Consider the following 24,173-nt stretch of genomic DNA (forward strand, 5'->3'; position numbering starts at 1 on the left):
AAAGTCTCTTCCAGTTTATTGTACTGATGGCGCAATAGCTATCGTTTTATAGTTTCGAGCCTTTAATCTTTAGCATCAAGTAGTAAGTTCTCTAGCTCGTCTTGTAGTTCAAATAACTCAGGTTCAATAGTGGCTAATACGCAGTTACTTTTTAACGCGTTTTCGATTGTTTCGGCCAGCGACTTTAATTTAGGTACGCCAGTGTAGCAACACGCACCATGTAACTTATGAATAATGCTCAGTACTTGTTTGCAGTCTTCATCGGCAATAGCTTGTGCTAATAGGCTAAGTGTTTCTGGCACGCTGAGTAATAACATATTGAGCATTTCTAATGCCAGCTCACTTTTACCGCCAGCATGTTGCAGTGCTATGCCCCAATCAAGGCGCACACTCTTAAAAGGGGGCGGGCTTTGTGGCATGTTTTTTAGTTTATCGCGGCTAACCGGTAGTTGCGGGCTGTGATCGCAAATAATTTGATTGAGCATGTCCTCATCAATCGGTTTAGTTAAATAGCCTTCAAAACCGTCTTTTAATAACTGCTCTTTTTCGCTGTGCAGTGCATGTGCGGTTACGGCAATGATGGGCGTATCTTCGTTTAATGATGATTCTTTAATTAACTTACAGGCAGTAATACCATCCATAATTGGCATTTGTATGTCCATAAATATTACGTCGTACTTGTGGCTTTTACTCAAACTGTAAGCTTGCGAGCCATTGTGCGCAGTGTCTATTAGCTCAACCTGCTCATTAAGTAAGGTATAAATTAATTTTAAGTTAGCATCATTATCGTCAACTACTAATACTTTTAACGGCAAGAGTGTTTGCTCATTTTGCTCAATGTTGTGCACCGGATGATCTAATCGATACGGCGCGGCAAGTAGTTCACACAATTTACGATGGTTAAGTGGTTTACTTAAGCAGGCATCAGCGCCACTGCCAATAAAGGCTTCACGCATACTATGTGATACCGTGTTGAGCATTAAATATAAATAGTCGGTTGATTCACGCACCGCTTTTACATGAGCCTTTAAACGCTGCATATCGTTAACCGAGGCCATATCACCAATGATACAAATATCATATTGCTGCTCTTTATTGTCGATTGCAGCTAAAAATTCTGCATCGCTAAAGCAGCCGGTCACACTTATTTGCCATTCGTTAAGCAAAGATAAAACAGCATGATGGGTGTGCTCGTGTGGCTCTAAATATAAAACATGCTTACCGAGCAAAGATTTAGTTGGTAAGTCACTGGCAAACACATGATTAGGCAGTCTAAATACGCCATTAAAGGTAAAGCAGGTGCCATTACCAGGGGCTGAGTTAAGTGTAATTTTACCACTCATGGCCTCTACAATATGCTTGGTGATAATTAGCCCCAAGCCAGTGCCACCAAATTTACGGGTAATACTTGAATCGGCTTGGCCAAAGGCGGTAAATAATGCATCTTGCTTATCAACAGGAATACCTACGCCTGTATCGGCCACTGAAACTAAAATTGAGGTGCGCTCTTCATCGAGTAGTCTATGGCTAATGTCGACTTTTATAGCGCCTTTTTCGGTAAACTTAATTGCGTTACTTAATAAATTAATTAAAACTTGTTTTAATCGCGTAGGATCACCGGTTAGGTGATCGGGCACTTGCGGGCTAATATAAATAGACAGCTCAAGCTGCTTATCATGGGCGCTTGGGGCTAACAGCGTCATTACTTCGTTAACGGTATCGCGCAACTGAAACTGAATAGACTCAAGTTCCATAGCGCCCGCTTCTAATTTTGAAAAGTCTAATATATCGCTAATAATGGTCATTAAACTATTAGCCGACAGTTCAATGGTATCTAAGTAATCTTTTTGGTTTTTATTTAATGGCGTTTTATGCAGCTGACGCGTAAAAACAATCACGCCATTTAAAGGGGTGCGTAGCTCATGACTCATTTTTGCCAAAAAGTCAGATTTAACTCGGTTGGCATCTTGAGCTTCTTTTTTTGCCATAGTGAGCTGAATATTTTGCGTTTCGTACTGCTCTAATGTTTCGCGGTAATCACTGGTGGCTTGATCAATGTTTTTTTGCATTTCATCTTTTTGCATCACCATTGAATAAGAAATAGTATTTAACCCTTCGCGGAGTAACTCAAACTCACCAATCATGGACTCGTTTAAACCAGTTTCTCTTTTACCTTCTACGAGCCTATCGGTTGCCAGTACTAATTTATTAAGAGGGGTCATAAACATATGGCTAAGTTTAAGTGCTAAAATAGCAGCCAGTACTAGGGCTAGTATAATAACAATACCACTGACCAGTAAGGCTCTTTGCTGGCCAATAACCGCTTGATCTCTATTTAACTGTAATACCACAGTTCCTAGTGAGGTTTGAAATATCGATTTATCCCATTTTGTATCAGGACTTGTGTGATTAATAATGGGTGTAAAAAAGGTAATTAAATCATCTGTTTTATGGACTTGAGTGGCATTAAGATTATTTAGTTGCTCGTTGTTGAGCAAGTCATCAAACGAGCGATGATAGTTACTGGTTATTATTAGCTTATTATTGTCGTCAAATAATGCAATCGCCTTTACTACCGGGGAGTGCTTATTGTGGGTATAGCTAATGACACGATTTAGTAGTTGTTTGTTTTTTTCAAGTAATGGCTGCTCAAGCGCAATAGCAAGGGGCTCTGAAATAGTCGTCCCTTGTTGATATAAAATTTCATCAAGCTCAATGTAACGATTTATTGTAAAATAACCACCGAGTAACAATCCAATGATCACCGTGGGGATCAGAGTGAGTGTTAAAACAGAATCGCGTAAGCCTAATTTAGTCATATTGGGAGCGTTATTATTGTTATTAGCATGCTCAGAGTATATACGGATAATGAGGTATTCTGCAATTGGAGTCGATTCATCAAATGTTTAAGGTAATGCCTAATGGCGCAAATATTTAAAGCAACAAAAAAACCGCTAAAACAACAGTCTTTAGTGCTCGATATCACCGCCATGGATCACCATGGTCGCGGCATAGCTAAACATAATAATAAAGTGTGCTTTGTAAGTAATGCTTTGCCAAACGAGCAAGTAAAAGCCACCATTATCGCCGACAAAGCGCGTTATAGCGAAGCGCAAACGCATAAAGTATTACAGGCGAGTGAATATCGCGTAGCGCCGTTTTGTGAGCATTATAATCAATGTGGTGGTTGTCAGTTGCAGCATTTAGATAGCAGCCAACAGGTAGTCGAAAAGCAAATAGCAGTGAGCAAATTATTTGAAAAGTTTGCCAAGCTTGATGAATTAAACTGGCAAGCACCCTTATTAAGTAAAGCCACTCATTACCGACGAAGTGCTCGTTTAGCGGTAATGTTTGATAAAAAAGCAAAAAAAATGCATGTAGGCTATAGAGCAAGTGGCTCTAAAAGTATTATTAGTATTAATGAGTGCCCAGTACTAAGTGAAGTATTTGCAAATGTATTTACTGTATTTGATAACTTAATTAATCAACACAAGGCATTGCACAGTGTATCTCACTTGCAATTGTGCCAAGGCGATGAGCAAAACTTTGTTATTATTCGCCACACAAAACCTATTTCAGAGGATATAAAAGCACTGGTAGCACAAAGTGCCGCTGAGCAACAATGGCAATTAGTGTGGCAAAGCGAAAGTGAAGTGATTGAACACTCACATTTAGCCATGCCATTTTATGCACTTGAAGAGTTAGGGTTAAAGTTTGAATTTGGCTTAAATAACTTTATCCAAGTTAATGCTAGCGTTAATCAAGCAATGCTTAAACAAGCACAAAATTGGCTGGCACTAAAAGGCGACGAAAACGTATTGGATTTATTTTGTGGTATTGGTAACTTTTCACTAGTGCTGGCAAAACAAGCAAAAACAGTAATTGGTGTAGAAGGGGTTGCTTCAGCGGTTGCAATGGCAACGCAAAATGCGCACACTAACTCAATCACTAATGCTCAATTTAATTGCTTTGATTTAACAAATAAAATTGAAACGGCTTCGTGGTTTAATAAAAATTTAGATGTACTGGTGTTAGACCCCTCACGTACTGGGGCAATAACGGTATTAGAACAACTTCCTTTAAAGCAGTTTAAAACTATTTTATACGTCTCATGCGACCCTGTTACTTTAGCCCGTGACAGCGCTATTATTTCGCAAGCAGGCTTTGAACTGCATAAAATTGGGCTAATGAATATGTTTCCGCACACCGGACATATTGAAACTATGGCGTTATTTCAACGGAGGTAAAGCGCATTATGGTAGCTACACGTCAATCACATCAACAGGATGAAACCGGGGACTTTGCTAGTCGCTTAAAGTTGCTTGCTCTGTCGGCAGAAAAAGTAGAGCTGCTTAATAAAGCACAGGCACTTTGTTTAGCGTGCGACAATACCACCCGACAAAGCACTGCCATTGAAATGGTCGAAATTTTAGCCGAGCTTAATCTTGATGCAGACTCATTAGCTACTGCTTATTTAACGCCGTATTTTATAAATAACTTAGTCACCCTTGAAACTGTTGAAGAGCAGCTAGGTAGCAGTATTGCGGTATTGCTAAACGGGGTCGCACAAATGGCGACTATTAGCACTTTGGCGCATCAAGGAAAAGGCACGGTACAGGTTGATAATATTCGCCGTATGTTACTTGCTATGGTAGAGGATGTGCGCGCGGTTGTTATTAAGTTAGCAGAGCAAGTATGTCATTTACGCAATGTAAAAAATGCCGCAGAAGAAGAGCGCGTTATTGCCGCCAAAGAAACCGCCGACATTTTTGCACCACTGGCAAACCGCTTAGGTATAGGGCAATTAAAGTGGGAGCTTGAAGACTTATCGTTTAGGTATTTACACCCCAATATTTATAAAAACATTGCCAAACAGCTTGATGACAAACGCTTAGCGCGTGAAGCCTACATGGAAGACATGGTAGCGCAAGTTAAAAACCGCTTAAGCGAAGCGGGCATAGAAGCTGAGGTTTACGGGCGACCAAAGCATATTTACAGCATTTATAAAAAAATGGCGCAAAAAAACTACGAGTTTGATCAACTGTTTGATATTCGCGCAATGCGTATTGTAGTGCAGCGCCTGCAAGATTGTTACGGTGCACTGGGCATAGTGCACACTAACTGGCGTCATTTGCATAAAGAGTTTGACGACTACGTAGCCACGCCAAAGCAAAATGGCTATCAGTCTATTCATACCGTGGTATTTGGCCCCGAAGGCAAAACGGTAGAGATTCAAATTCGCACCAGCGATATGCACCAAGATGCCGAGCTGGGTGTTGCTGCGCATTGGATGTATAAAGAAGGCGCATTGCCAGGGCGAGGCTCAGGTTATGAGCAAAAAATTAGCTGGCTGCGTAAATTATTACAATGGCAAGAAGAAGTGGTTGATGGCAGCGACCTAGCACAAGAGCTTAAAAACCAAGTGGTAGAAGACCGTGTATACGTATTTACCCCGCGCGGCGATATTTTTGATTTACCACTGGGAGCAACACCATTAGATTTTGCTTATTATATTCACTCTAATGTGGGGCATCGTTGTATTGGCGCTAAAGTATTTGGCAAAATAGTGCCATTTACCCATCAATTAAGCACCGGCGATCAGGTAGAGATTCTTACCCAAAAACAGCCAAACCCCAGCCGCGATTGGTTAAACCCGTCATTAGGCTATATAAAATCATCGCGTGCTAGAGCAAAAATACACCATTGGTTTAAACAGCTCGATCGCGACAAAAATCTTAGTGCCGGTAAAGAAATACTCGATAACGAACTGCAAAAGCTCGATTTAAATTATAGAGACTTAGCACCCGCTATTAAGCGTTTTAACTTTAAAGAGCTCGACGATTTAATGGTCGCCATTGGCGCAGGCGATATTCGCCTTAATCAAATGCTTAACTTTGTTACCGATCGCCCCGAAGACGAGCCGGTAATACGCTTTAAAACCCCAACAAAAGTAACCGGCGATAATAACGGTATTGTGGTTGACGGCGTAGGCAGTTTAATGAGTCATGTTGCTAAATGTTGTCGTCCGGTTCCGGGGGATGAAATTATTGGCTATATAACGCAAGGGCGCGGTATTGGTGTACATCGTGATGATTGCGACTCGTTTGATAATTTAAAAACTCAGCACCCAGAGCGGGTTATTTCAGTAAGCTGGTCAGACGATATTCATAACTCCTATGCGCTAAGTATTAGAATAGAAGCCAGCGACCGCTCAGGTTTAATTCGCGACATAAGTGTAGTGTTAGCCAACGAAAAAGTGAATGTGCTAAATATGAATGTAAATACCGTTGATGATAATCAAATTGCTATATTTACTATGCAAATAGAGGTACACGATCTGTCGGGTACTAATAGAGTGCTTTCTAAGTTACACCAAATTGAAGGTGTACACAGTGCAAAGCGAGGGCAATAAATATGGCAGATAACGCCGCGCTTGCGCAACTACTAAATATAATGAAAACGCTAAGAGATCCTGAGCTTGGTTGCCCCTGGGATCGTAAGCAAACTTTTAGCTCAATAGTGCCGCACACTATTGAGGAAGCGTTTGAAGTGGCCGATTGCATTGAATCGGGCAATTTAGGTGAGCTTAAAAATGAACTTGGCGATTTACTCTTTCAAATTGTGTTTTATGCCCAACTTGCAAATGAGCAAAAACTATTTGATTTTAACGATATAGTGACACAATTAAACGCTAAACTTACGCGCCGCCATCCTCATGTGTTCGACAAGCAAACAGCGCTAAGCGATGATGAGCTTGCAGCGCAGTGGCAAGCAATTAAGGCACAAGAGCGCAGCGCTAAAACTGCAAGCGCTACATCTTCGCTGTGGCAAGATATTCCCGTTAATATGCCAAGCTTAAGCAAAGCTAAAAAAATTCAGCAGCGGGTGGCAGCTCTTGGTTTTGATTGGCCAAGTTACCATGGTGCATTGGATAAAGTGAGCGAAGAAGTAGACGAAGTAAAAGAAGCACTCGCTCACAATCCGTATTCAGATCATAGTGCAGAAGAGCTGGGCGATTTACTGTTTGCTACAGTAAACGTTGCGCGCCATATAAAGCGCGACCCAGAGCAATTACTGCGCAGCGCCAGCGACAAGTTTTCAACTCGCTTTGAAAAAGTCCAAGCTTATTTAAATGCCCAAGGTAAATGTTTAGAGTCTGCCACGCTTGATGAGATGGATGCTGCATGGGATGAGATCAAAAAAGTCAAATAGTTTGTAGTAAAATTATGGCTGTTTTTTGTGCTTACAATTTCTAATTTTAGCTGGATTGATTGGCTATGCTTTGGTACAATTTCTCCCCGTCCTGTTTATATTCCAAAATCACTTGTTTGGGTATTATATTCCTTTTAATTCCTGATATTCTAGGGTTCGCATGAGTACAAAATTTATCTTCGTTACCGGCGGGGTTGTTTCTTCGTTGGGTAAAGGTATTGCAGCAGCATCATTGGCAGCTATTTTAGAGGCCCGTGGCTTAAATGTTACTATCTTAAAGCTGGATCCTTACATCAACGTTGATCCAGGCACAATGAGCCCAATTCAACATGGTGAAGTATACGTTACAGAAGACGGCGCAGAGACCGATCTAGACTTAGGTCACTATGAGCGCTTTATTCGCACCAAAATGACAAGTCGCAATAATTTTACACAAGGTCGTGTATACAAAGATGTATTACATCGTGAGCGACGTGGCGAGTACCTTGGAGCAACAATTCAGGTAATTCCACATATTACCAACGATATTAAGCAACGTGTTTATTCTGGCGCTGAAGGTTATGATATAGCACTTGTTGAAATTGGCGGTACAGTGGGTGACATAGAGTCACAACCATTTTTAGAAGCAATTCGTCAAATGGGTACAGAAATAGGCCGTGAGCGTGCGTTATTTATTCACTTAACGCTAGTACCATTTTTAGGCCCTGCAGGCGAAGTGAAAACTAAGCCAACGCAGCACTCGGTTAAAGAACTACGTTCAATTGGTATTCAACCAGATATTCTTATTTGTCGCTCAGATCGTAAGCTGCCAAGTAACGAACGTGCAAAAATTGCATTGTTTACCAACGTAGAAGAAAAAGCGGTTATATCACTACCAGATGTAGACAGTATTTATAAAATTCCTGCGCTATTAAAGTCGCAAGATTTAGATTACTTTGTATGTCGTCGTTTTCATTTAGATGTCCCTGAAGCTGACCTTGTTGAATGGGAACAAGTACTTTATCAAGAGTCTAACCCTACAGGTGAAGTAACTATTGGTATGGTAGGTAAATACATTGAATTACCAGATGCGTATAAATCTGTAAACGAAGCATTGAAACATGCCGGTCTGAAAAATCGTTTAACGGTAAATATTCAATACATTGACTCACAAGACTTAGAAACCAAAGGCGTTGATTCGTTAGCTCATCTAGATGCTATTTTAGTGCCTGGTGGTTTTGGTGGTCGTGGCGTTGAAGGTAAAATATTAGCGGCTAAATACGCGCGTGAAAACAAAGTGCCTTACTTAGGTATTTGTTTAGGTATGCAAGTGGCGTTAATTGAATACGCTCGTAACGTAGCCGGCCTTGTTGATGCAAACTCAACTGAATTTAACGCACAATCTGCAAGCCCTGTAGTTGGCTTAATTACCGAATGGCTAGATGCTGAGGGTAAAGTAGAGCAGCGTGATGAAAAATCAGACTTAGGTGGCACTATGCGTTTAGGCGCACAAAAATGTCATTTAACACCGGGTTCTAAAGTGCATGCAGTATACGGTAGCGATGAAATAGTAGAACGTCATCGTCATCGCTACGAAGTTAATAATAACTTTGTAGAGCAGCTAGAAAAAGCAGGTTTAAGCTTTACTGGTTTATCAGAAGATAAAAAACTAGTAGAAATTATTGAAAACAAAGATCACCCTTGGTTTATTGCAGCGCAATTCCACCCGGAATTCACTTCAACACCACGCGATGGTCACCCGCTATTTGAAGGATTTGTAGCTGCGGCTCACATCCACCAAAAAGCGTCTTCGTAATATTAATAGGCCGTGCATATTGCACGGCTTATTTGTTTTAAATGCCAACCAAATTAGTTTAAATTAAGTTGGCAGTAATTCACCATTTTGGGAATATAGAGGAATCAAGATGTCAGTAATCGTAAAAGTAATTGGTCGCGAAATTATGGATTCGCGTGGTAACCCAACTGTTGAAGCTGATGTACATTTAGCTGATGGTTCATGGGGCCGTGCTGCGGCGCCGTCTGGCGCATCTACAGGGACTCGCGAAGCATTAGAATTACGCGATGGTGATAAATCTCGTTATTTAGGTAAAGGCGTATTAAAAGCCGTTGGTTTTATTAATAATGAAATCGCAACCGCTTTAGCAGGCCAAAATGCACTTGAGCAAAGCACTGTTGATCAAGTAATGCTAGATTTAGATGGTACCGAAAACAAAGAAAAACTAGGTGCTAACGCAATCTTAGCAGTATCGCTAGCAACGGCTAAAGCTGCTGCACAATCTAAAAAAGTTGAGCTTTATGAACATATCGCTGACTTAAACGGTACTCCGGGTGTTTACTCTATGCCATTGCCAATGATGAACATTATCAACGGCGGCGAACATGCAGATAACTCTGTAGATATTCAAGAGTTTATGATCCAACCAATTGGCGCTAAAAACTTCCGTGAAGCTCTACGCATGGGCGCAGAAATATTTCACAGCCTAGCTAAAGTACTAAAAGCAGACGGTCACTCAACAGCGGTAGGTGACGAAGGTGGTTTTGCACCAAACCTTGCATCTAACGAAGCGGCACTAGCTGCAATTAAAGTAGCTGTTGCAAATGCAGGCTACGAGCTAGGTAAAGACATTACATTAGCGCTTGATTGTGCTGCCTCTGAGTTTTACGACAAAGAAGCAAATATTTACAATCTTAAAGGTGAAGGCAAAAAGTTCACTTCTGAAGAGTTTAACTTCTTCTTACAAGACTTAACTCAGCAGTACCCAATCGTGTCTATCGAAGATGGCCTTGATGAGTCTGACTGGGATGGCTTTGCACACCAAACTAAACTAATGGGTGATAAAATCCAATTAGTGGGTGACGATTTATTTGTAACCAATACTAAGATTTTAAAACGTGGTATCGACAACGGTATTGCTAACTCAATCTTAATTAAGTTTAACCAAATTGGTTCTTTAACTGAGACATTAGCTGCAATTAAAATGGCTAAAGATGCTGGTTTTACAGTTGTTATTTCTCATCGCTCAGGCGAAACAGAAGATTCAACCATTGCAGATTTAGCCGTAGGTACAGCCGCAGGTCAAATTAAAACAGGTTCATTAAGCCGCTCTGATCGTGTTGCTAAGTACAACCAATTGCTTCGTATTGAAGAGCAATTAGGCGCTAAAGCACCGTACAACGGTTTAAAAGAAGTTAAAGGTCAGTAATTCTTTAATTAGAATATGATGTTTAAGCTTATAAATCCTCACTTTGGTGGGGATTTTTTTGCCTAGGTAAAAAGTAAAACAGTAACCAGAAAATCAGAAGTGAGATAACTGTCAGTAACAGTTTAAATACGATTTTTAGGTGGGGTTTTCTATCTCTCTTTTTAGTTTAAATATGTTAAAAGTAGTGTGAAAAGACTTTAAGTGAATATATGCACAAAGAGGTTATGAGGCGCTACGCTTTAGAGAAGCTAAAAAGACTAAATAATGTGTCTAGTCACTGCTCATTTACTCTCATTTTTTCTCTTTGTGCAAAAAATTTTAAATGATTTACTCACAACGGAGTTTTTCAAGTTAGTTGTCGCCTCAAGTTAAATTTTATGCCGCCCTAATTTACTTCTATTTGTACAAATTAAAGTTGAAACTGCTGTTTTAAAATTTCGCCAGTAAAGCTGGTTTTTAAATAAAAGCCACGGGGCAGGGTTTTAATAATTTTACCATTAGGGCCAATAGCATCGGTTACTATTTTACTGTGCGCGGCTTTAGGGCGAATTTGAATTGCGTCACCTAAATGCCCCGATATTTCATCAATACGCCCTAGCGCAATAAGCTCCATTTGTTCTTCCCAATCGCGTTGCAATAAAGCGTCTTGCTCAGGTGTGGGTTGCCATAAAAAGCCGCTGCCGATGGTTCTATCAAACGGGGCTATGTCGCGCTCACTTAGTATAGGCAACCAAAGTACATGGTTTAGTTTTTTACGTACGCTGCTTGCGTGCCAGGTCATGCCAGTAACGTTAATGAGTGGGGTTACCGACACAAAGGTGGTTTCTAGCGGCTTGCCTTTATAAGAAATTGGCAATGTTTTTAGCTCTATGCCTAAATCTTCAAAATCGGGCAGTGGTTTTGAGCCTGCAGTTGCGCCTAATACATATTCAATTAATTGCCCCGTCCAGCCTTTTTCACGGAGTAAATCGTCAGGCGTTTTAAAGTTATACTCATTGGCTAATTGGCCAAGGGTAAGCCCAGCAATATTATTAACACGCTGCATTAAGTCATTAATTGAATGTGGTTTTATAGGTCGCATACTGTTTATTTAAGTTGAATAAATACCATCGGCATGATAGCAAATCAGTCCAGCCGTGGATATCTTTGCCTTTGAGTGTTTTTTGTGCACCTTGGGTTTGGTGCAATTTCGCACACTTTAATAAACAGTTAAATAAATATAAGCTCATGAATTATAATGAAATTTAAAAATGAACTGTTCAGTTTTCATTAAGTGATACTAAGGTTGTTTGAATGAGTACACATATATAAACATGTTTATCCACAGAATCTGTGGAGAAATCCAGTTTTGCGATCTTATATTGTGGATTTGTTTGCTAAATGAGCGTGTTTTACAAAAGTTATGCACAAGCTGTGAGTAACCACAGTAAATATTCCAATATTGTTTGCCGTAAAGCAGGTAATGTGGAACAATCATTAAAAATCGACTTACAAATGAGGCACTAAGGTGATTGATGCCGAAGGTTTTCGTGCCAATGTCGGAATTGTAATTTGCAATAACCAAGGACAAGTGTTTTGGGCTAGACGTTATGGTCAACATTCTTGGCAATTTCCCCAAGGCGGTGTTGACGATGGTGAAACGCCAGAACAAACCATGTACCGCGAATTACACGAAGAAGTAGGCTTGCGACCAGAAGATGTAGAGATAGTCGCAAGTTCTAAACATTGGTTACGCTATAAGTTACCCAAACGATTAATACGCCGTGACTCAAGTCCGGTATGTATTGGGCAAAAACAAAAATGGTTTTTACTAAAACTACGCTGTAAAGATGAGGACGTAAATTTACTTAAAACCCATCATCCTGAATTTGATGATTGGCGCTGGGTAAGTTATTGGTATCCGGTAAGGCAGGTGGTGTCGTTTAAACGCGATGTTTATCGGCGTGTAATGAAAGAGTTTGCTCCTTTTGCTATGCCTTTTAATAAACGCGAACAGCAAAAAGATCATTGGCGAAATAAAAGGTAGTTAGTTTAGTAAATTAAAGGAGCAGGACATGCTGGCAACACTTAGGTCTATTGCAGAGTCGGTTTCGCAACAAGCGAATTTAGACAGTGCTTTAGCGTGCTTTGTGACAATGGTTAAAGAAGCCATGCAAACCCAGTGCTGCTCTATTTATTTTGCTGACTACAGCCAAGATAACTTTGTACTTATGGCCACCGAAGGGTTAAACCCCGATGCGGTGGGTAAGTTTAGAATTGGTTTTACCGAAGGCCTAGTAGGGCTGGTGGCACAGCGCGAGGAGGCAATTAATATTGCCTTTGCCAAATCTCATCCTCGCTTTAAGCTCTCCCCAGAAGTAAACGAAGAAGGCTATAACGCATTTTTGTCTGTGCCTGTGGTGCATCAAAAAAAAGTACTGGGCGTTATTGTAGTACAACAAAAAATGGCACGTGTATTTAGCCAAGATGAAGAATCGTTTTTAATTACTTTGTCGGCGCAACTTGCCTCACAATTAGCGCATGCTGAAATAAAAGAAGTATTGCGTCAAGATGAGTCTTCTCATCAAACCTCGGTATTAAAAGGGGTGTCGAGTGCTCCGGGTATTAGTATTGGCCATGCATTTGTAGTTATTCCTAAAGTTAACTTTAAATCAATTGAGCTTGAAAAAGAAAGCGATGTAAATGAGCAACGACGCTTATTTACCCAAGCCGTAGCGGCAACCCGAAAAGAATTTAATACACTATCAATGACACTAAGTGATTCTATTCCGCATGAGGCTTTGGCTGTTTTTGATGTTTATCAGCAATTACTCGATGCTAAAAGCTTAGGTCATAACGTTGAGATGGAGTTGCAACAAGGTTGGTGTGCAAAAAGCGCCTTAAAAATAGTAATTGAGCGTTTAATCGCTCAGTTTAATGCCATGCAAGACCCATACATAAAAGAGCGCGCGGTTGATGTTAAAGACATTGGCCTGCGAGTGTTGCACTACCTTGTTAATACCGAATTCGCAATAAAAGATTATCCACCCAATACCATACTTATAGCGCATACACTTACTCCAGCCATGCTGGCTGAGGTGCCTAACGATCGCTTAGTGGGGGTGGTGAGCATAAATGGCTCGGCAAACAGTCATGCGTCCATATTAACCCGTGCTATGGGCGTGCCTGCTATTTGGGGCATCGAAGATATTCCATTACTGCAATTAAATAGTAAACCAATGATTTTGGATGCGTTTTCGGGGCGGTTATATATTTCCCCATCGCAAATGCTAATTGATGAATACACAGAATTACAACACCAAGACAACTTACTTAATAATCGTTTTTTAGCCGAGCAAAACTTTACAGCGGTCACCCTTGATGGTGAACACATAAGTTTACTACTCAATGCGGGGCTGGAGTTAAACACGCAGCAAAACAGTGCCCATATTTGTGACGGCGTTGGCTTGTACCGCACCGAAGCCTGGTTTATGCAAAAAGGGCAGTTTCCATCGCAATCAGAGCAAGAAACCTGGTACCGAGAAGTACTTAATAGTTATTACCCTAATCCGGTAGTAATGCGAACGTTAGATATTGGTGGCGATAAAGTTCTCGATTATTTTAATATTACCGAAGAAAATCCCTTTTTAGGTTGGCGTGGTATTCGCATTAGTTTAGATCACCCTGAGCTATTTTTAGATCAGCTCAAAGCCATGCTTAAAGCAAATATAGGCTTAGGTAATTTAAAAATAATGCTGCCGATGATAAGTGGTACAGAAGAAGTAGACGAATCATTAGCTCTTTTTGAGCAAGCGTATTTTGAGCTGAACGAGCAATACCCAGAGCAAACAATTGAACGACCCGATATAGGTATTATGCTTGAAGTACCGTCGAGTGTATTTATGCTGGCAGACTGGTCTAAAAAAGTCGATTTTTGCTCAGTGGGCAGTAACGATTTAACGCAATACCTGCTCGCTGTAGACAGATCAAACGCGCGGGTTGCAGAACTGTTTAACCCGTATCACCCTGCAGTGCTCAGAGTATTAAATAAAGTGGCTCGTGAGTGCCAGCAATACGATCTACCGTTTAGTTTATGCGGCGAGCTTGGCGGCGATCCTGAAGGCGCAATATTACTTATTGCCATGGGGTATCGTCGTTTAAGTATGAACTTATCATCATTAAATAAAGTTAAATGGGTGCTTAGGCGCTTACATGTCAGCGAAATGGAAGCATTACTTAAAGAGTGCTTAGCGCAATCGTCGGCTAAGCAAGTATTGCGTTTAACTCGCAGCTTTATGATAGAGCATGAGCTGGGTAACTTATTTTATACCCCCAAATAAATTCTCGTGTTAACTGTAATCAGAATCCATTAAGATACGCGCATAATAAAAGGTATATGGGATAACTATGTATGATCTAGGATTATTGGTTGCAAGTTGCGCGCTACTAGGCTATGTTGTCGGGTTTTTAGCCGGGTTACTCGGAATTGGTGGTGGCTTAATTATTGTGCCAGTATTAAGTGCCTTATTACTCGCTTTTAATGTAACGGCTGCTGAAAACGTATTAGTTATTGCCATTGCAACATCGCTTGCCTCTATTTTGTTTACCTCTACATCTTCAGCGCTGGCTCATCATAAAAATGATAACGTGCCTTGGGTTATTGCACCTTGGGTTATGTCGGGCGTAGCTGTTGGCGCGCTAATTAGTGGCTTTGCTGCAAGCTTAATACCCGAGCAAATATTACGCACAGTATTTGCTGTAAGCGTGGTATTTATTGCTTTAAGAATGGTGTTATCAGCTCGCAATAAACCTTTGTCAGAAAAACCTTTACCGTCGGGTCCTATTCTAGGCAGCTTATGCGCCATTATGGGGGCACTATCTGGATTAATAGGTATAGGTGGTGGCGCACTAATAGTGCCTTTACTGCATTATTTTTCGGTTGATATTAAAAAGGCCATAGGCTGCGCTGCAGCATGCGGAATTGTAATCGCCTTTTTTGGCTCTATTGGTTATATCAGTGCCGGATGGCAGGTTACCGATTTAGAACACGGTTTTGCAGGGTTTGTATACTTACCCGCATTATTTGGGATTGTAATTACCTCGTGGTTTATAGCGCCTATTGGCGCTAAAGCAACCCACTATTTACCGGTTAATACAATAAAGAAAGTTTTCGCGGTGTTACTTGTTATCATCGCAATTAAAATGGTTTTTAGCTAAAGGTTTATTTTTATGGCACTGGAATTTCCTGTAATCGATCCGATCATATTTTCTGTCGGGCCACTGAGCGTACGTTGGTACGGATTAATGTATTTAATAGGTTTTGCATTTGCAATGTGGTTTGCAAATCGCCAAGCGGCAAAACCAAATTCAGGTTGGACTAAAGACCAAGTAGGCGACTTCCTATTTTACGGCATGCTAGGGGTAATTCTTGGTGGGCGTATTGGTTATGTATTATTTTATCAATTTAGCTATTTTATAGAAAACCCCCTATATTTGTTCAGGATAGATCAAGGTGGAATGTCGTTTCATGGTGGCACCTTAGGAGTGATAACCGCGGTTGTTATTTTTGCTTGGACACGTAAAAAGTCAATACTGCAAGTAGGCGACTTTGTTGCACCGCTTGTACCGGTAGGTTTATTAGCTGGACGTATAGGTAACTTTATAAATGGTGAGCTTTGGGGTCGAGTAAGCGATGTACCATGGGCTATGGTATTTCCAACCGGCGGGCCGTTAGCACGCCATCCATCGCAGCTATACGAAGCATTTTTTGAAGGCTTAGTATTATTTTTAATTTTACAGTGGTTTATTAAAAAGCCTCGCCCTGCTGGTAGTGTAGCGGGTGTATTTTTACTAGGTTACGGCACATTTAGATTTTGTATTGAGTACTTTCGCCAACCAGATGCACAGCTGGGTTTATTTGCTGATTTTATCTCGATGGGGCAAATACTCTCGCTGCCTATGATAGTAGGCGGATTAGGCTTATTAATTTGGGCTTATAAGCAAGCACCACAAAAAACAGCGGTAAAGGGTTAGAATAAATACCATGAAACAATATTTACAATTATGTCAGCGTATTGTTGATGAAGGCCAGTGGGTAGAAAACAAACGTACGGGCACACGCTGTTTAACCGTGATCAACGCCGATTTAGAGTACGATGTGGCGAATAATCAGTTTCCTATGATCACCACACGTAAAAGCTATTACAAAGCAGCTATTGCCGAATTACTCGGTTACTTGCGTGGCTACGATAGCGCGGCACAGTTTCGCGAAATAGGCTGTAAAACCTGGGATGCAAACGCAAACGAAAATAGCGCTTGGCTTAATAATCCGCACCGTAAAGGTGAGGACGACATGGGGCGTGTTTATGGCGTACAAGGGCGTGCTTGGCAGCGCCCAGATGGCTCAACGCTAGACCAACTAGCAAAAGTAATTAATAACTTAAAAAATGGTATAGACGATCGCGGTGAAATAATTAGTTTTTACAACCCAGGCGAATTTGAGCTTGGCTGTTTACGCCCGTGTATGCACACCCACACGTTTTCATTATTAGGTGACACACTTTATTTAACGTCGATTCAGCGCAGCTGCGACGTACCGCTAGGTCTAAACTTTAATCAAATTCAATGTTTTGTTTTATTGGCACTGGTTGCACAAATTACTGGCCACAAAGCGGGTAAGGCGTATCATAAAATTACCAACGCGCATATTTATGAAAACCAGCTTGAGCTAATGCGCGATGTGCAGTTAAAACGCGAGCCATTTGCATCGCCGCAGTTAAAAATTAATCCAAACATTAAATCACTAAACGATATAGAAACCTGGGTAACACGCGATGACTTTGAAGTGACAGGTTATGAGTGTCACGAAGCTATTCAATACCCATTTTCGGTATAACAAAACAGATTAAGGAAAACACCATGAAAGCAGTGATCCCCGTAGCGGGCCTCGGAACTCGCATGTTACCAGCCACCAAAGCAATCCCAAAAGAAATGCTACCGGTTGTTGACCGTCCACTAATTCAGTACGTAGTTAACGAAGCCGTTGCCGCAGGTATTAAAGAAATAGTACTGGTAACGCATTCAAGTAAAAACTCAATCGAAAACCACTTCGACACCAGTTTTGAGCTTGAAGCCACACTAGAAAAACGAGTAAAACGACAGCTACTTGCCGAAATACAGTCTATTTGTCCTAAAGATGTAACCATTATTCAAGTACGCCAAGGCGAGGCCAAAGGCCTAGGGCATGCAATTAACTGTGCAGCGCCAATTATAGGTAACGAACCATTTGTGGTTATTTTACCCGATGTAATAATTGATGATATGGAAAGCGATCTTAGTAAAGATAACTTAGCCGAAATGATCAGTCGCTTTGAGCAAACTCAACATAGCCAAATAATGGTAGAGCCAGTACCAATGGCTGAAGTTGATCAATTTGGTGTTGTTGACTTAGGCAGTGTTGAGCTAAAACAAGGCGAAAGCTCGCCAATTCATAACATGGTAGAAAAGCCACCAGTTAACGAAGCACCATCAAACCTTGCAGTAGTAGGGCGCTATGTATTAAGTAAAAATATTTGGCCATTACTCGCTAAAACCCCGCAAGGAGCTGGTAACGAAATTCAGCTTACTGATGCTATTGCCATGCTAATGCAGCACGAAACTGTTGATGCATACGCAATTAAAGGGCGCAGCCACGATTGTGGTAGTAAAATTGGTTATCTTAAAGCAACTATTGAGTTTGCACTACGTCGTGAAGAATTTGCTGACGAGTTAAAAACGTTTATTAAAACATTAATTTAACATACCTACTTTTTATAAAAATAACTAAAAAGACGCCTATATGGCGTCTTTTTTGTTTTATAGTCGTTAATATCGTTGTATTTGGCGATAAAAATAAAGCTCCGGCACAAAGCGATTGTAAAATTTTAGCGCTGCAGCAAATAACTTGTTTTGTGGGCAATTACACCCAAAAAATTTAGCGAAGTATGTTTTAGGTATTTAAAGCTGATTAGTCATAACGTTGAAACTCAATTTATCTGTGTGCTAACACATACCTATAAGTCGAGCTAAAGTTAATACAGTAGTTAAAAGCCAGCAATAGTAAGTATGTAGATAAACATAAATTAATAGGCTTGTTTATAGTGTTGTCTGTAACTGCGCTGTATGCCAGTTTAAGTAATATATAAAGTTGGCGTTTAGTAAAACCAAGCAAAAATTTAAAGGCAAATAATATGATAAAACAACAGCTAATGAGATTGTTAAGTATTAGCCTAATAGTACTTTGCGGATGTAGTAGTAACGTTAAAGAGGCTCAAAACAATGTTACTACCACAAATAAGGTTAGTAATGAGGTTACTATTTCGGCAGAAGAATTAGCGCAATTAAGAGCATCATCTCAACAGTGGCAACAAGCTAAAGCGGGCGTTAGACGTTTGCTTGTTATTGAACATGATTTAAAGTTACTTATTAGCCAATTAAATGAAGTAGCGCAACGAGAGTCGGCAACACAAAATAATCTAAACCAAGAAGCGAGCAATCTAAACCAAGACACTACAGCGCCAGAGGCGGCTGTTAATTTACACCCCAAGGTTACCTCACAACCCAAAGTAGTACAGCCATTGTTTGCCCTGCAGGTTGCATCTGTTACCGATTGGATACGATTAACCCAAAGTTATAATGAAGTGAAATCTAAGGCTAAAAAACTATTAGTAAGCCCATTTATTGCTAACGTAGAGACTGCAAAGGTTAAAGGGGTTACTTTTTATCGCTTAAAAATTGGCGCTTATAAGCTTCAAAATAATGCAACGGCAGATTGCGACATACTAAAGCAGCATCAAGTGAGTTGTATTGTTAGTAATTACACAGAACAAACATTAAAATTATAAATAGGCATAGTAATTGCTTTGTTATTGTCATGTTTTTTGAGGATGGCAACTATGCGCCTTTTATTACCGTTATTATTAGTAAACTTAGCAGCATGTAGCTTAACACCACAGCCTGAGCCAAGTGTAAGCACACCTGCGCGTAAAGCAGCCATGGCACCTTATACGGTTAACGATTACGTAAATAACTTAACTTATCAGCTTAGTCACTTTAAAGGGCCTTTAAGCGGTAACTCTCGCATTGGGGTAAGCAGCTTTTATTACGCAAACGCGCTAGATTCAAAGCTTCCCAGCGGCCAAGCTGAAGGTTTAAGCCAACAAATTCAAGAAAGCCTGCTAACGCAATTCACTCAATTGGGATATAACACCGTTGAGTACCGTTTAAGTAATAATATAAATTTATCATCTAACGCCGACAGCGCGCTTAGCAGAGATGTAACTCAACTGCGCGAACGTCAGAATATTGACTTAATAATTACCGGCACAGTTACGCGCCAGCAACATGCTTACATTGTTAATGCCCGATTGGTTAATATTAACAATAAACACGTTTTATCAGCTGGCAGTACCGAGATCCCGATTAATGTAATGTGGGGCAGTGAAAAGGTTCAGCAACGCGATAATAACTTATATCGCAGCGAATACTAATTAGGAGCACAAAATGAAAAAGCTATTACTTACATTATGTTTGCCATTGGGCTTTGGGTGCTCACAAATGCTAACAGGCATGAACTCAGAAACCACACAAAAAAATCAAAACAACTCAGTACAATTGGCTAATGGCGAGCGTGCAGTGGCAGCCCCAATGACCGACAATCAGGTATATCAGTCGGGGTTAGGGCAACATACTAATTATTCAAAATCGAGCACGCCATCACGTAAAAACATTAATCATTATGTGCGTGGCATAATGCAAAGCATGGTAGAAAACCTACAATATGTGAACGAAAAAACACCACTGGCCGTTTCAAGTTTTGTGTTTTTAGATGATGATTACAACGACGCAAGTTTGTTAGGAAATCAAATTGCCGAAAGTTTCATGCATGAACTACACAGCTTTGGCATACCTGTTATCGACTTTAAAACTACCGATTATATGCGCGTAACTCCAAGCGGCGACTTTGTATTTAGCCGCGACTACCTTGAGCTAAACCAAGATCAAAACTTTAACTATGTTTTAGCCGGTACTTTAGTAAGCCATCAAGGTGGTGTGCTTGTAAATGCACGTATTATTGGCTTAGCTAGTAAAGCCGTAGTAGGAACAGCGCAAGGCTTTATTCCTCAGTCAGTGGTTGATGCACTTAATAGTAGCTACAGTACCGATGGCATTATGCTTAAACAAGCCAGTAAATGAGTGAGGCAATAATGGGTTACAAATTAAATAGCGTTACCGCATTATTTATCCTGCTAGGATTAGCAGGGTGCTCTACTGCGGGTAATAATAAGCAGGTTAAAACTAATAATGCAGACACTCATTTTGATGTGAATGCTCGTTATGAGCATGCACAAGGGCTACAAACGCAGAGCGAATACGACTCGTCGCGACAATTTACGCCGTTAAAACATCATAAAACCCTGGTTAATTATGTAGAGCAAATGGCGCTTGATTTAGTCGACACCCTAGAGTCTAGCAGTGAGCTTGATGAGAGCATAAATATAGCGGTAACAAGCATAGTTGATTTAGATGCCACCTTAAATAACAGCAACCAGCTGGGTAACCAAATATCAGAAACACTCATTCATCAACTACAAAAGTTTGGTTATGGGGTGGTTGATTTTAAAACGAGTGATGCAATAAACGTTAATCGTCGTGGCGACTTTGTTTTTTCACGAGACATAAAAAACCTTAGCAAAAAGCATATGGCAAGCCATGTACTCGGTGGTACGTTAATATACCGCGCTAATGGCGTTACAGTGAATACCCGAGTTATAAACGTAAATAATAAACAAGTCGTTGCCAGTAGCCGAAAATTTATACCAATATACGTTTTAAACAAAGAAGATATCTACTTATCAAGTAATTAAACTCAGTTTGCACTTGATCCAAAAAAGACAATGCCGTTATAATTTTAGCCTCAGTTTAGGCCTCTTAGTTAAATGGATATAACGGCCCCCTCCTAAGGGGCAGTTGCAAGTTCGATTCTTGCAGGGGCTACCAATAAAATCAATTAGTTACGAGGTTGGTGCTTTGAAATTCAAACTTCATCTAGCACATATGTAGCAGTGCTAACTCAGGCATTCATTTTCAAAAAAGATTATTAATACTTCTGTATTTTAAACATCTAATTCAATTTATCACTTCAGTCGAATAAATATTACAGCACTAAGTTAAAGCTAGGTCGTGATATAAAAAACTTTATTCAGGTTTTGTCGCGCTGGCGAGTCGTGTTAAACGTAACATGGGTGGGTAATTTTTACGTAGGTTGGGTTGAGCAAAGCGAAACCCAACGAAAAAGTATGTTATCAATTAATATCGCAGTTTTGCATTATCGATTGGCTGTCACTCGCTTTAAGTTGAGCATAAAAAAGCGAGTAAATAAATTTACTCGCTGATTATTTTTAATTAGCCTTGTAAGCCCTAAGCCCTAAGCCCTAAGCCCTAAGCCCTAAGCCCTAAGCCCTAAGCCCTAAGCCCTAAGCCCTAAGCTTATGCCCCTGGGCCACATTCCATACAATGGTTAATAATGTCTGGGCCAAATTTAAGTTTGGCGTTTAGGTCGCGCAGCGCTGTGCGTAGCCCTTCTTCGATCACTGGGTGGTAATAAGGCATTTCTAACATTTGTGGTACGGTCATTTTGTTTTGTACCGCCCATGCTAGTAGGTGAGCTAAATGCTCGGCTTGTGGGCCGATAAACTCTGCCCCTAAAAATAACCCTGTGCCTTGCTCTGCGTAAACACGCATGTGGCCTTTGTTTTTAAGCATTACGCGGCTGCGGCCTTGGTTTTCAAAGCTTACTTCGCCTATTTCAAAACAGTCGCAGCTGCCTAGACGAGTGGTGATTTCTTTATAACTTTCGCCAACCATGGCTATTTGCGGGTCGCTAAATACGGCGGCAATTTTTGCTCTGCGTAATCCTGGTTGTACATCGGGGAAGCGTCCAGCATTTTGGCCAGCTATTAGGCCTTGATCGGATGCTTCGTGTAATAGTGGCAGCATATTACTGGCGTCGCCTGCGATAAATATATTTGAATCGCCACATTGCATTGTTTTAGCATTAGCAACAGGTACGCCGCGCTCATCGAGTTCAATACCGGTGTTTTCTAAGCCGAGTTTATCTGTGTTTGGTACGCGCCCCGTTGCGGCAAGTACGTAGTCAAATTGCTCGGTGTGTTTAGCACCTTGTTTGTCGGTGTAAGTAAGCTGCGCTTTGCTGTTTGCTTGCATCATGTCGGATACGTTTGAGTCGGTATCAACAAAAAATTCTTCGGCAAATACGGTGTTTGCGTAGTCTTTTACTACTGGGTCGGTAAGGGGGCCAATTGCACCACCAACACCAAATAATTTTACTTTAACGCCTAAACGGTGCAGTGCTTGGCCAATTTCAAGGCCTATAACACCTGGGCCAAATACGGCTACCGATTCTGGAAGGTCGTCCCAGTCAAATACGTCGTCGTTTATAATTAATTTGTCGCCAAAATTATTAAATACGCCAGGGTATGAAGGGCGTGAGCCGGTTGCTATAACAAAGCGTTTAGCAGTAATTATGGTGTGATCATCTATTTGTATGCGGTTTGCGTCTAAAAATTTAGCATAGCCACGAATTTTGTCATCGCTTGGAAGCTCATCTACAGCTTCTACTACAAATCCGGCAAAGCGGTCGCGTTCGCTTTTAACGCGTGCCATCACTTCTTTACCATTAATACGTGGTGCAGAGCTGTGTACACCAAATGCAGGTGCCATTGTGATTGAGTGCGCAGCTTCAGCAGCTGCAATTAATAATTTACTCGGCATGCAACCAACTCGTGCGCAGGTAGTGCCGTAAGGGCCTGATTCGATCATAAGTACGTTATTTGTAAATTGTTTAGCATTACGATAAGCACTTAAACCCGCAGTACCCGCACCAATAACAACAACGTCGGTTTGCAATTCTTTCATTATTTTTTCCTTATAAAATAGGGGCAACCAGTGCCCCTATTTATATTTACTAATTGAGCAAAATTATTAATTAAGCAAAGTATTTTTCTAAATCGTCTGAGCCACCAATGTGCTTACCGCCAATAAATACTTGTGGAACGGTTTCACGGCCAGATACTGCTTTAAGGCTTGTTAGTGATGCGCCTGAGCCCATAACAATTTCTTCAAATGCAAAGCCTTTTTCTGTAAGAAGCGCTTTAGCTTTTGAACAGAACGGACAACCAGGTTTAGTAAATACAGTTACTGGCTCTGGTTTAGCTTGCTTAGGGTTGATGTAGTCAAGCATTGTATCTGCGTCAGATACTTCAAACGGGTCGCCTGGTAAATCTGGTTCGATGAACATTTTGTCGATCACGCCATCTTTTACAAGCATAGAGTATCTCCAGCTGCGCTTACCAAAACCTAGGTCGTTTTTGTCTACTAACATGCCCATGCCGTCAGTAAATTCGCCGTTACCGTCTGGTAGTAAAGTAATGTTTTGCGCTTCTTGATGCTCAGCCCATGCGTTCATTACAAAGGTGTCGTTTACCGATAAACATACAATTTCGTCAACGCCGTTTTGCTTAAATACACCAGCCAGTTCGTTGTAACGTGGTAAATGAGTAGACGAACACGTTGGTGTAAATGCACCCGGTAGTGAAAATACAACAACCGTTTTACCTTTAAAAATGTCGTCTGTTGTTACTGATTTCCATTCATCGTTTTGACGAGTTGCAAATGTAACGCTTGGGATTTTTTTGCCTTCAATATTGTTTAACATAATTT

Annotated in this window: 19 protein-coding genes and 1 tRNA gene; 16 read left to right on the forward strand and 4 right to left on the reverse strand. The window is 40.7% G+C overall.

The window, feature by feature from the left end; translation table 11 throughout:
- Window positions 1-62 precede the first annotated feature (62 nt).
- Window positions 63-2,819 carry a two-component sensor histidine kinase BarA gene (barA, locus tag RB215_RS03795; RefSeq protein ID WP_309216901.1) on the reverse strand — a complete coding sequence of 919 codons (2,757 nt, stop codon included), beginning with the start codon at window positions 2,817-2,819 and terminating at the stop codon, window positions 63-65.
- Window positions 2,820-2,921: 102 nt separating this feature from the next.
- Between barA and rlmD the strand changes: the two genes are divergently transcribed.
- From rlmD to eno, 5 genes are all read left to right on the forward strand, one after another.
- A complete protein-coding gene (gene rlmD / locus RB215_RS03800; RefSeq protein ID WP_011327434.1) occupies window positions 2,922-4,247 on the forward strand; it encodes a 23S rRNA (uracil(1939)-C(5))-methyltransferase RlmD in 1,326 nt (441 codons plus the stop codon).
- Between the two features lie 8 nt (window positions 4,248-4,255).
- A complete protein-coding gene (relA, locus tag RB215_RS03805) occupies window positions 4,256-6,412 on the forward strand; it encodes a GTP diphosphokinase (protein WP_192531826.1) in 2,157 nt (718 codons plus the stop codon).
- A gap of 2 nt (window positions 6,413-6,414) precedes the next feature.
- Window positions 6,415-7,212 carry a nucleoside triphosphate pyrophosphohydrolase gene (gene mazG / locus RB215_RS03810; RefSeq protein ID WP_089367850.1) on the forward strand — a complete coding sequence of 266 codons (798 nt, stop codon included), beginning with the start codon at window positions 6,415-6,417 and terminating at the stop codon, window positions 7,210-7,212.
- Between the two features lie 160 nt (window positions 7,213-7,372).
- Window positions 7,373-9,007: a CTP synthase gene (locus tag RB215_RS03815; protein WP_011327437.1), complete on the forward strand. Its 1,635-nt coding sequence runs from the start codon at window positions 7,373-7,375 to the stop codon at window positions 9,005-9,007.
- 109 nt (window positions 9,008-9,116) lie between these two features.
- Window positions 9,117-10,415 (forward strand): phosphopyruvate hydratase, encoded by a 1,299-nt coding sequence (gene eno / locus RB215_RS03820; RefSeq protein ID WP_058372749.1) that lies wholly within the window; start codon window positions 9,117-9,119, stop codon window positions 10,413-10,415.
- Between the two features lie 409 nt (window positions 10,416-10,824).
- Here the strand turns inward: eno and mutH are convergent, their stop codons facing one another.
- Entirely contained in the window at window positions 10,825-11,496 is a 672-nt protein-coding gene (mutH, locus tag RB215_RS03825; RefSeq protein ID WP_011327439.1) for a DNA mismatch repair endonuclease MutH, read from the reverse strand.
- Window positions 11,497-11,922: 426 nt separating this feature from the next.
- On the opposite strand from mutH, the gene rppH reads away from it, so the two are divergent.
- The 11 genes from rppH to RB215_RS03880 all read left to right on the forward strand — a co-directional run bounded on the left by rppH (window position 11,923) and on the right by RB215_RS03880 (window position 21,431).
- Window positions 11,923-12,441, forward strand: a complete 519-nt coding sequence (gene rppH / locus RB215_RS03830) for an RNA pyrophosphohydrolase (protein ID WP_008111786.1) — start codon at window positions 11,923-11,925, stop codon at window positions 12,439-12,441.
- A 28-nt stretch (window positions 12,442-12,469) separates the two neighbouring features.
- Window positions 12,470-14,734 carry a phosphoenolpyruvate--protein phosphotransferase gene (ptsP, locus tag RB215_RS03835; protein ID WP_309216902.1) on the forward strand — a complete coding sequence of 755 codons (2,265 nt, stop codon included), beginning with the start codon at window positions 12,470-12,472 and terminating at the stop codon, window positions 14,732-14,734.
- A 67-nt stretch (window positions 14,735-14,801) separates the two neighbouring features.
- Entirely contained in the window at window positions 14,802-15,611 is an 810-nt protein-coding gene (locus RB215_RS03840) for a sulfite exporter TauE/SafE family protein (protein ID WP_309216903.1), read from the forward strand.
- Between the two features lie 12 nt (window positions 15,612-15,623).
- On the forward strand, window positions 15,624-16,427 hold the full coding sequence (gene lgt / locus RB215_RS03845; RefSeq protein ID WP_089367854.1) for a prolipoprotein diacylglyceryl transferase: 804 nt from the start codon (window positions 15,624-15,626) through the stop codon (window positions 16,425-16,427).
- A 10-nt stretch (window positions 16,428-16,437) separates the two neighbouring features.
- The gene (locus RB215_RS03850; RefSeq protein ID WP_011327444.1) at window positions 16,438-17,289 is read left to right on the forward strand and encodes a thymidylate synthase; all 852 of its coding nucleotides are present in this window, start codon (window positions 16,438-16,440) and stop codon (window positions 17,287-17,289) included.
- A 23-nt stretch (window positions 17,290-17,312) separates the two neighbouring features.
- Entirely contained in the window at window positions 17,313-18,191 is an 879-nt protein-coding gene (gene galU / locus RB215_RS03855) for a UTP--glucose-1-phosphate uridylyltransferase GalU (RefSeq protein ID WP_011327445.1), read from the forward strand.
- A 431-nt stretch (window positions 18,192-18,622) separates the two neighbouring features.
- Complete coding sequence (locus RB215_RS03860; protein WP_309216904.1) at window positions 18,623-19,276, forward strand: SPOR domain-containing protein; 654 nt, start codon at window positions 18,623-18,625, stop codon at window positions 19,274-19,276.
- 51 nt (window positions 19,277-19,327) lie between these two features.
- The gene (locus RB215_RS03865; protein ID WP_309216905.1) at window positions 19,328-19,921 is read left to right on the forward strand and encodes a FlgO family outer membrane protein; all 594 of its coding nucleotides are present in this window, start codon (window positions 19,328-19,330) and stop codon (window positions 19,919-19,921) included.
- Window positions 19,922-19,934: 13 nt separating this feature from the next.
- Window positions 19,935-20,627, forward strand: coding sequence for a FlgO family outer membrane protein (locus RB215_RS03870; RefSeq protein ID WP_309216906.1), 693 nt, complete (start codon window positions 19,935-19,937; stop codon window positions 20,625-20,627).
- Window positions 20,628-20,638: 11 nt separating this feature from the next.
- Complete coding sequence (locus RB215_RS03875) at window positions 20,639-21,298, forward strand: FlgO family outer membrane protein (protein WP_179807087.1); 660 nt, start codon at window positions 20,639-20,641, stop codon at window positions 21,296-21,298.
- Between the two features lie 58 nt (window positions 21,299-21,356).
- Window positions 21,357-21,431: transfer RNA gene (locus RB215_RS03880), tRNA-Arg, on the forward strand.
- 489 nt (window positions 21,432-21,920) lie between these two features.
- Here the strand turns inward: RB215_RS03880 and RB215_RS03885 are convergent.
- Window positions 21,921-23,369, reverse strand: coding sequence for a dihydrolipoyl dehydrogenase (locus RB215_RS03885; protein ID WP_309216907.1), 1,449 nt, complete (start codon window positions 23,367-23,369; stop codon window positions 21,921-21,923).
- Between the two features lie 70 nt (window positions 23,370-23,439).
- Window positions 23,440-24,168 carry a glutathione peroxidase gene (locus RB215_RS03890; protein ID WP_309216908.1) on the reverse strand — a complete coding sequence of 243 codons (729 nt, stop codon included), beginning with the start codon at window positions 24,166-24,168 and terminating at the stop codon, window positions 23,440-23,442.
- Window positions 24,169-24,173: the final 5 nt, after the last annotated feature.

The sequence above is a fragment of the Pseudoalteromonas sp. HL-AS2 genome (assembly GCF_031198805.1).
GTDB classification, from domain to species: Bacteria; Pseudomonadota; Gammaproteobacteria; order Enterobacterales; family Alteromonadaceae; genus Pseudoalteromonas; species Pseudoalteromonas nigrifaciens.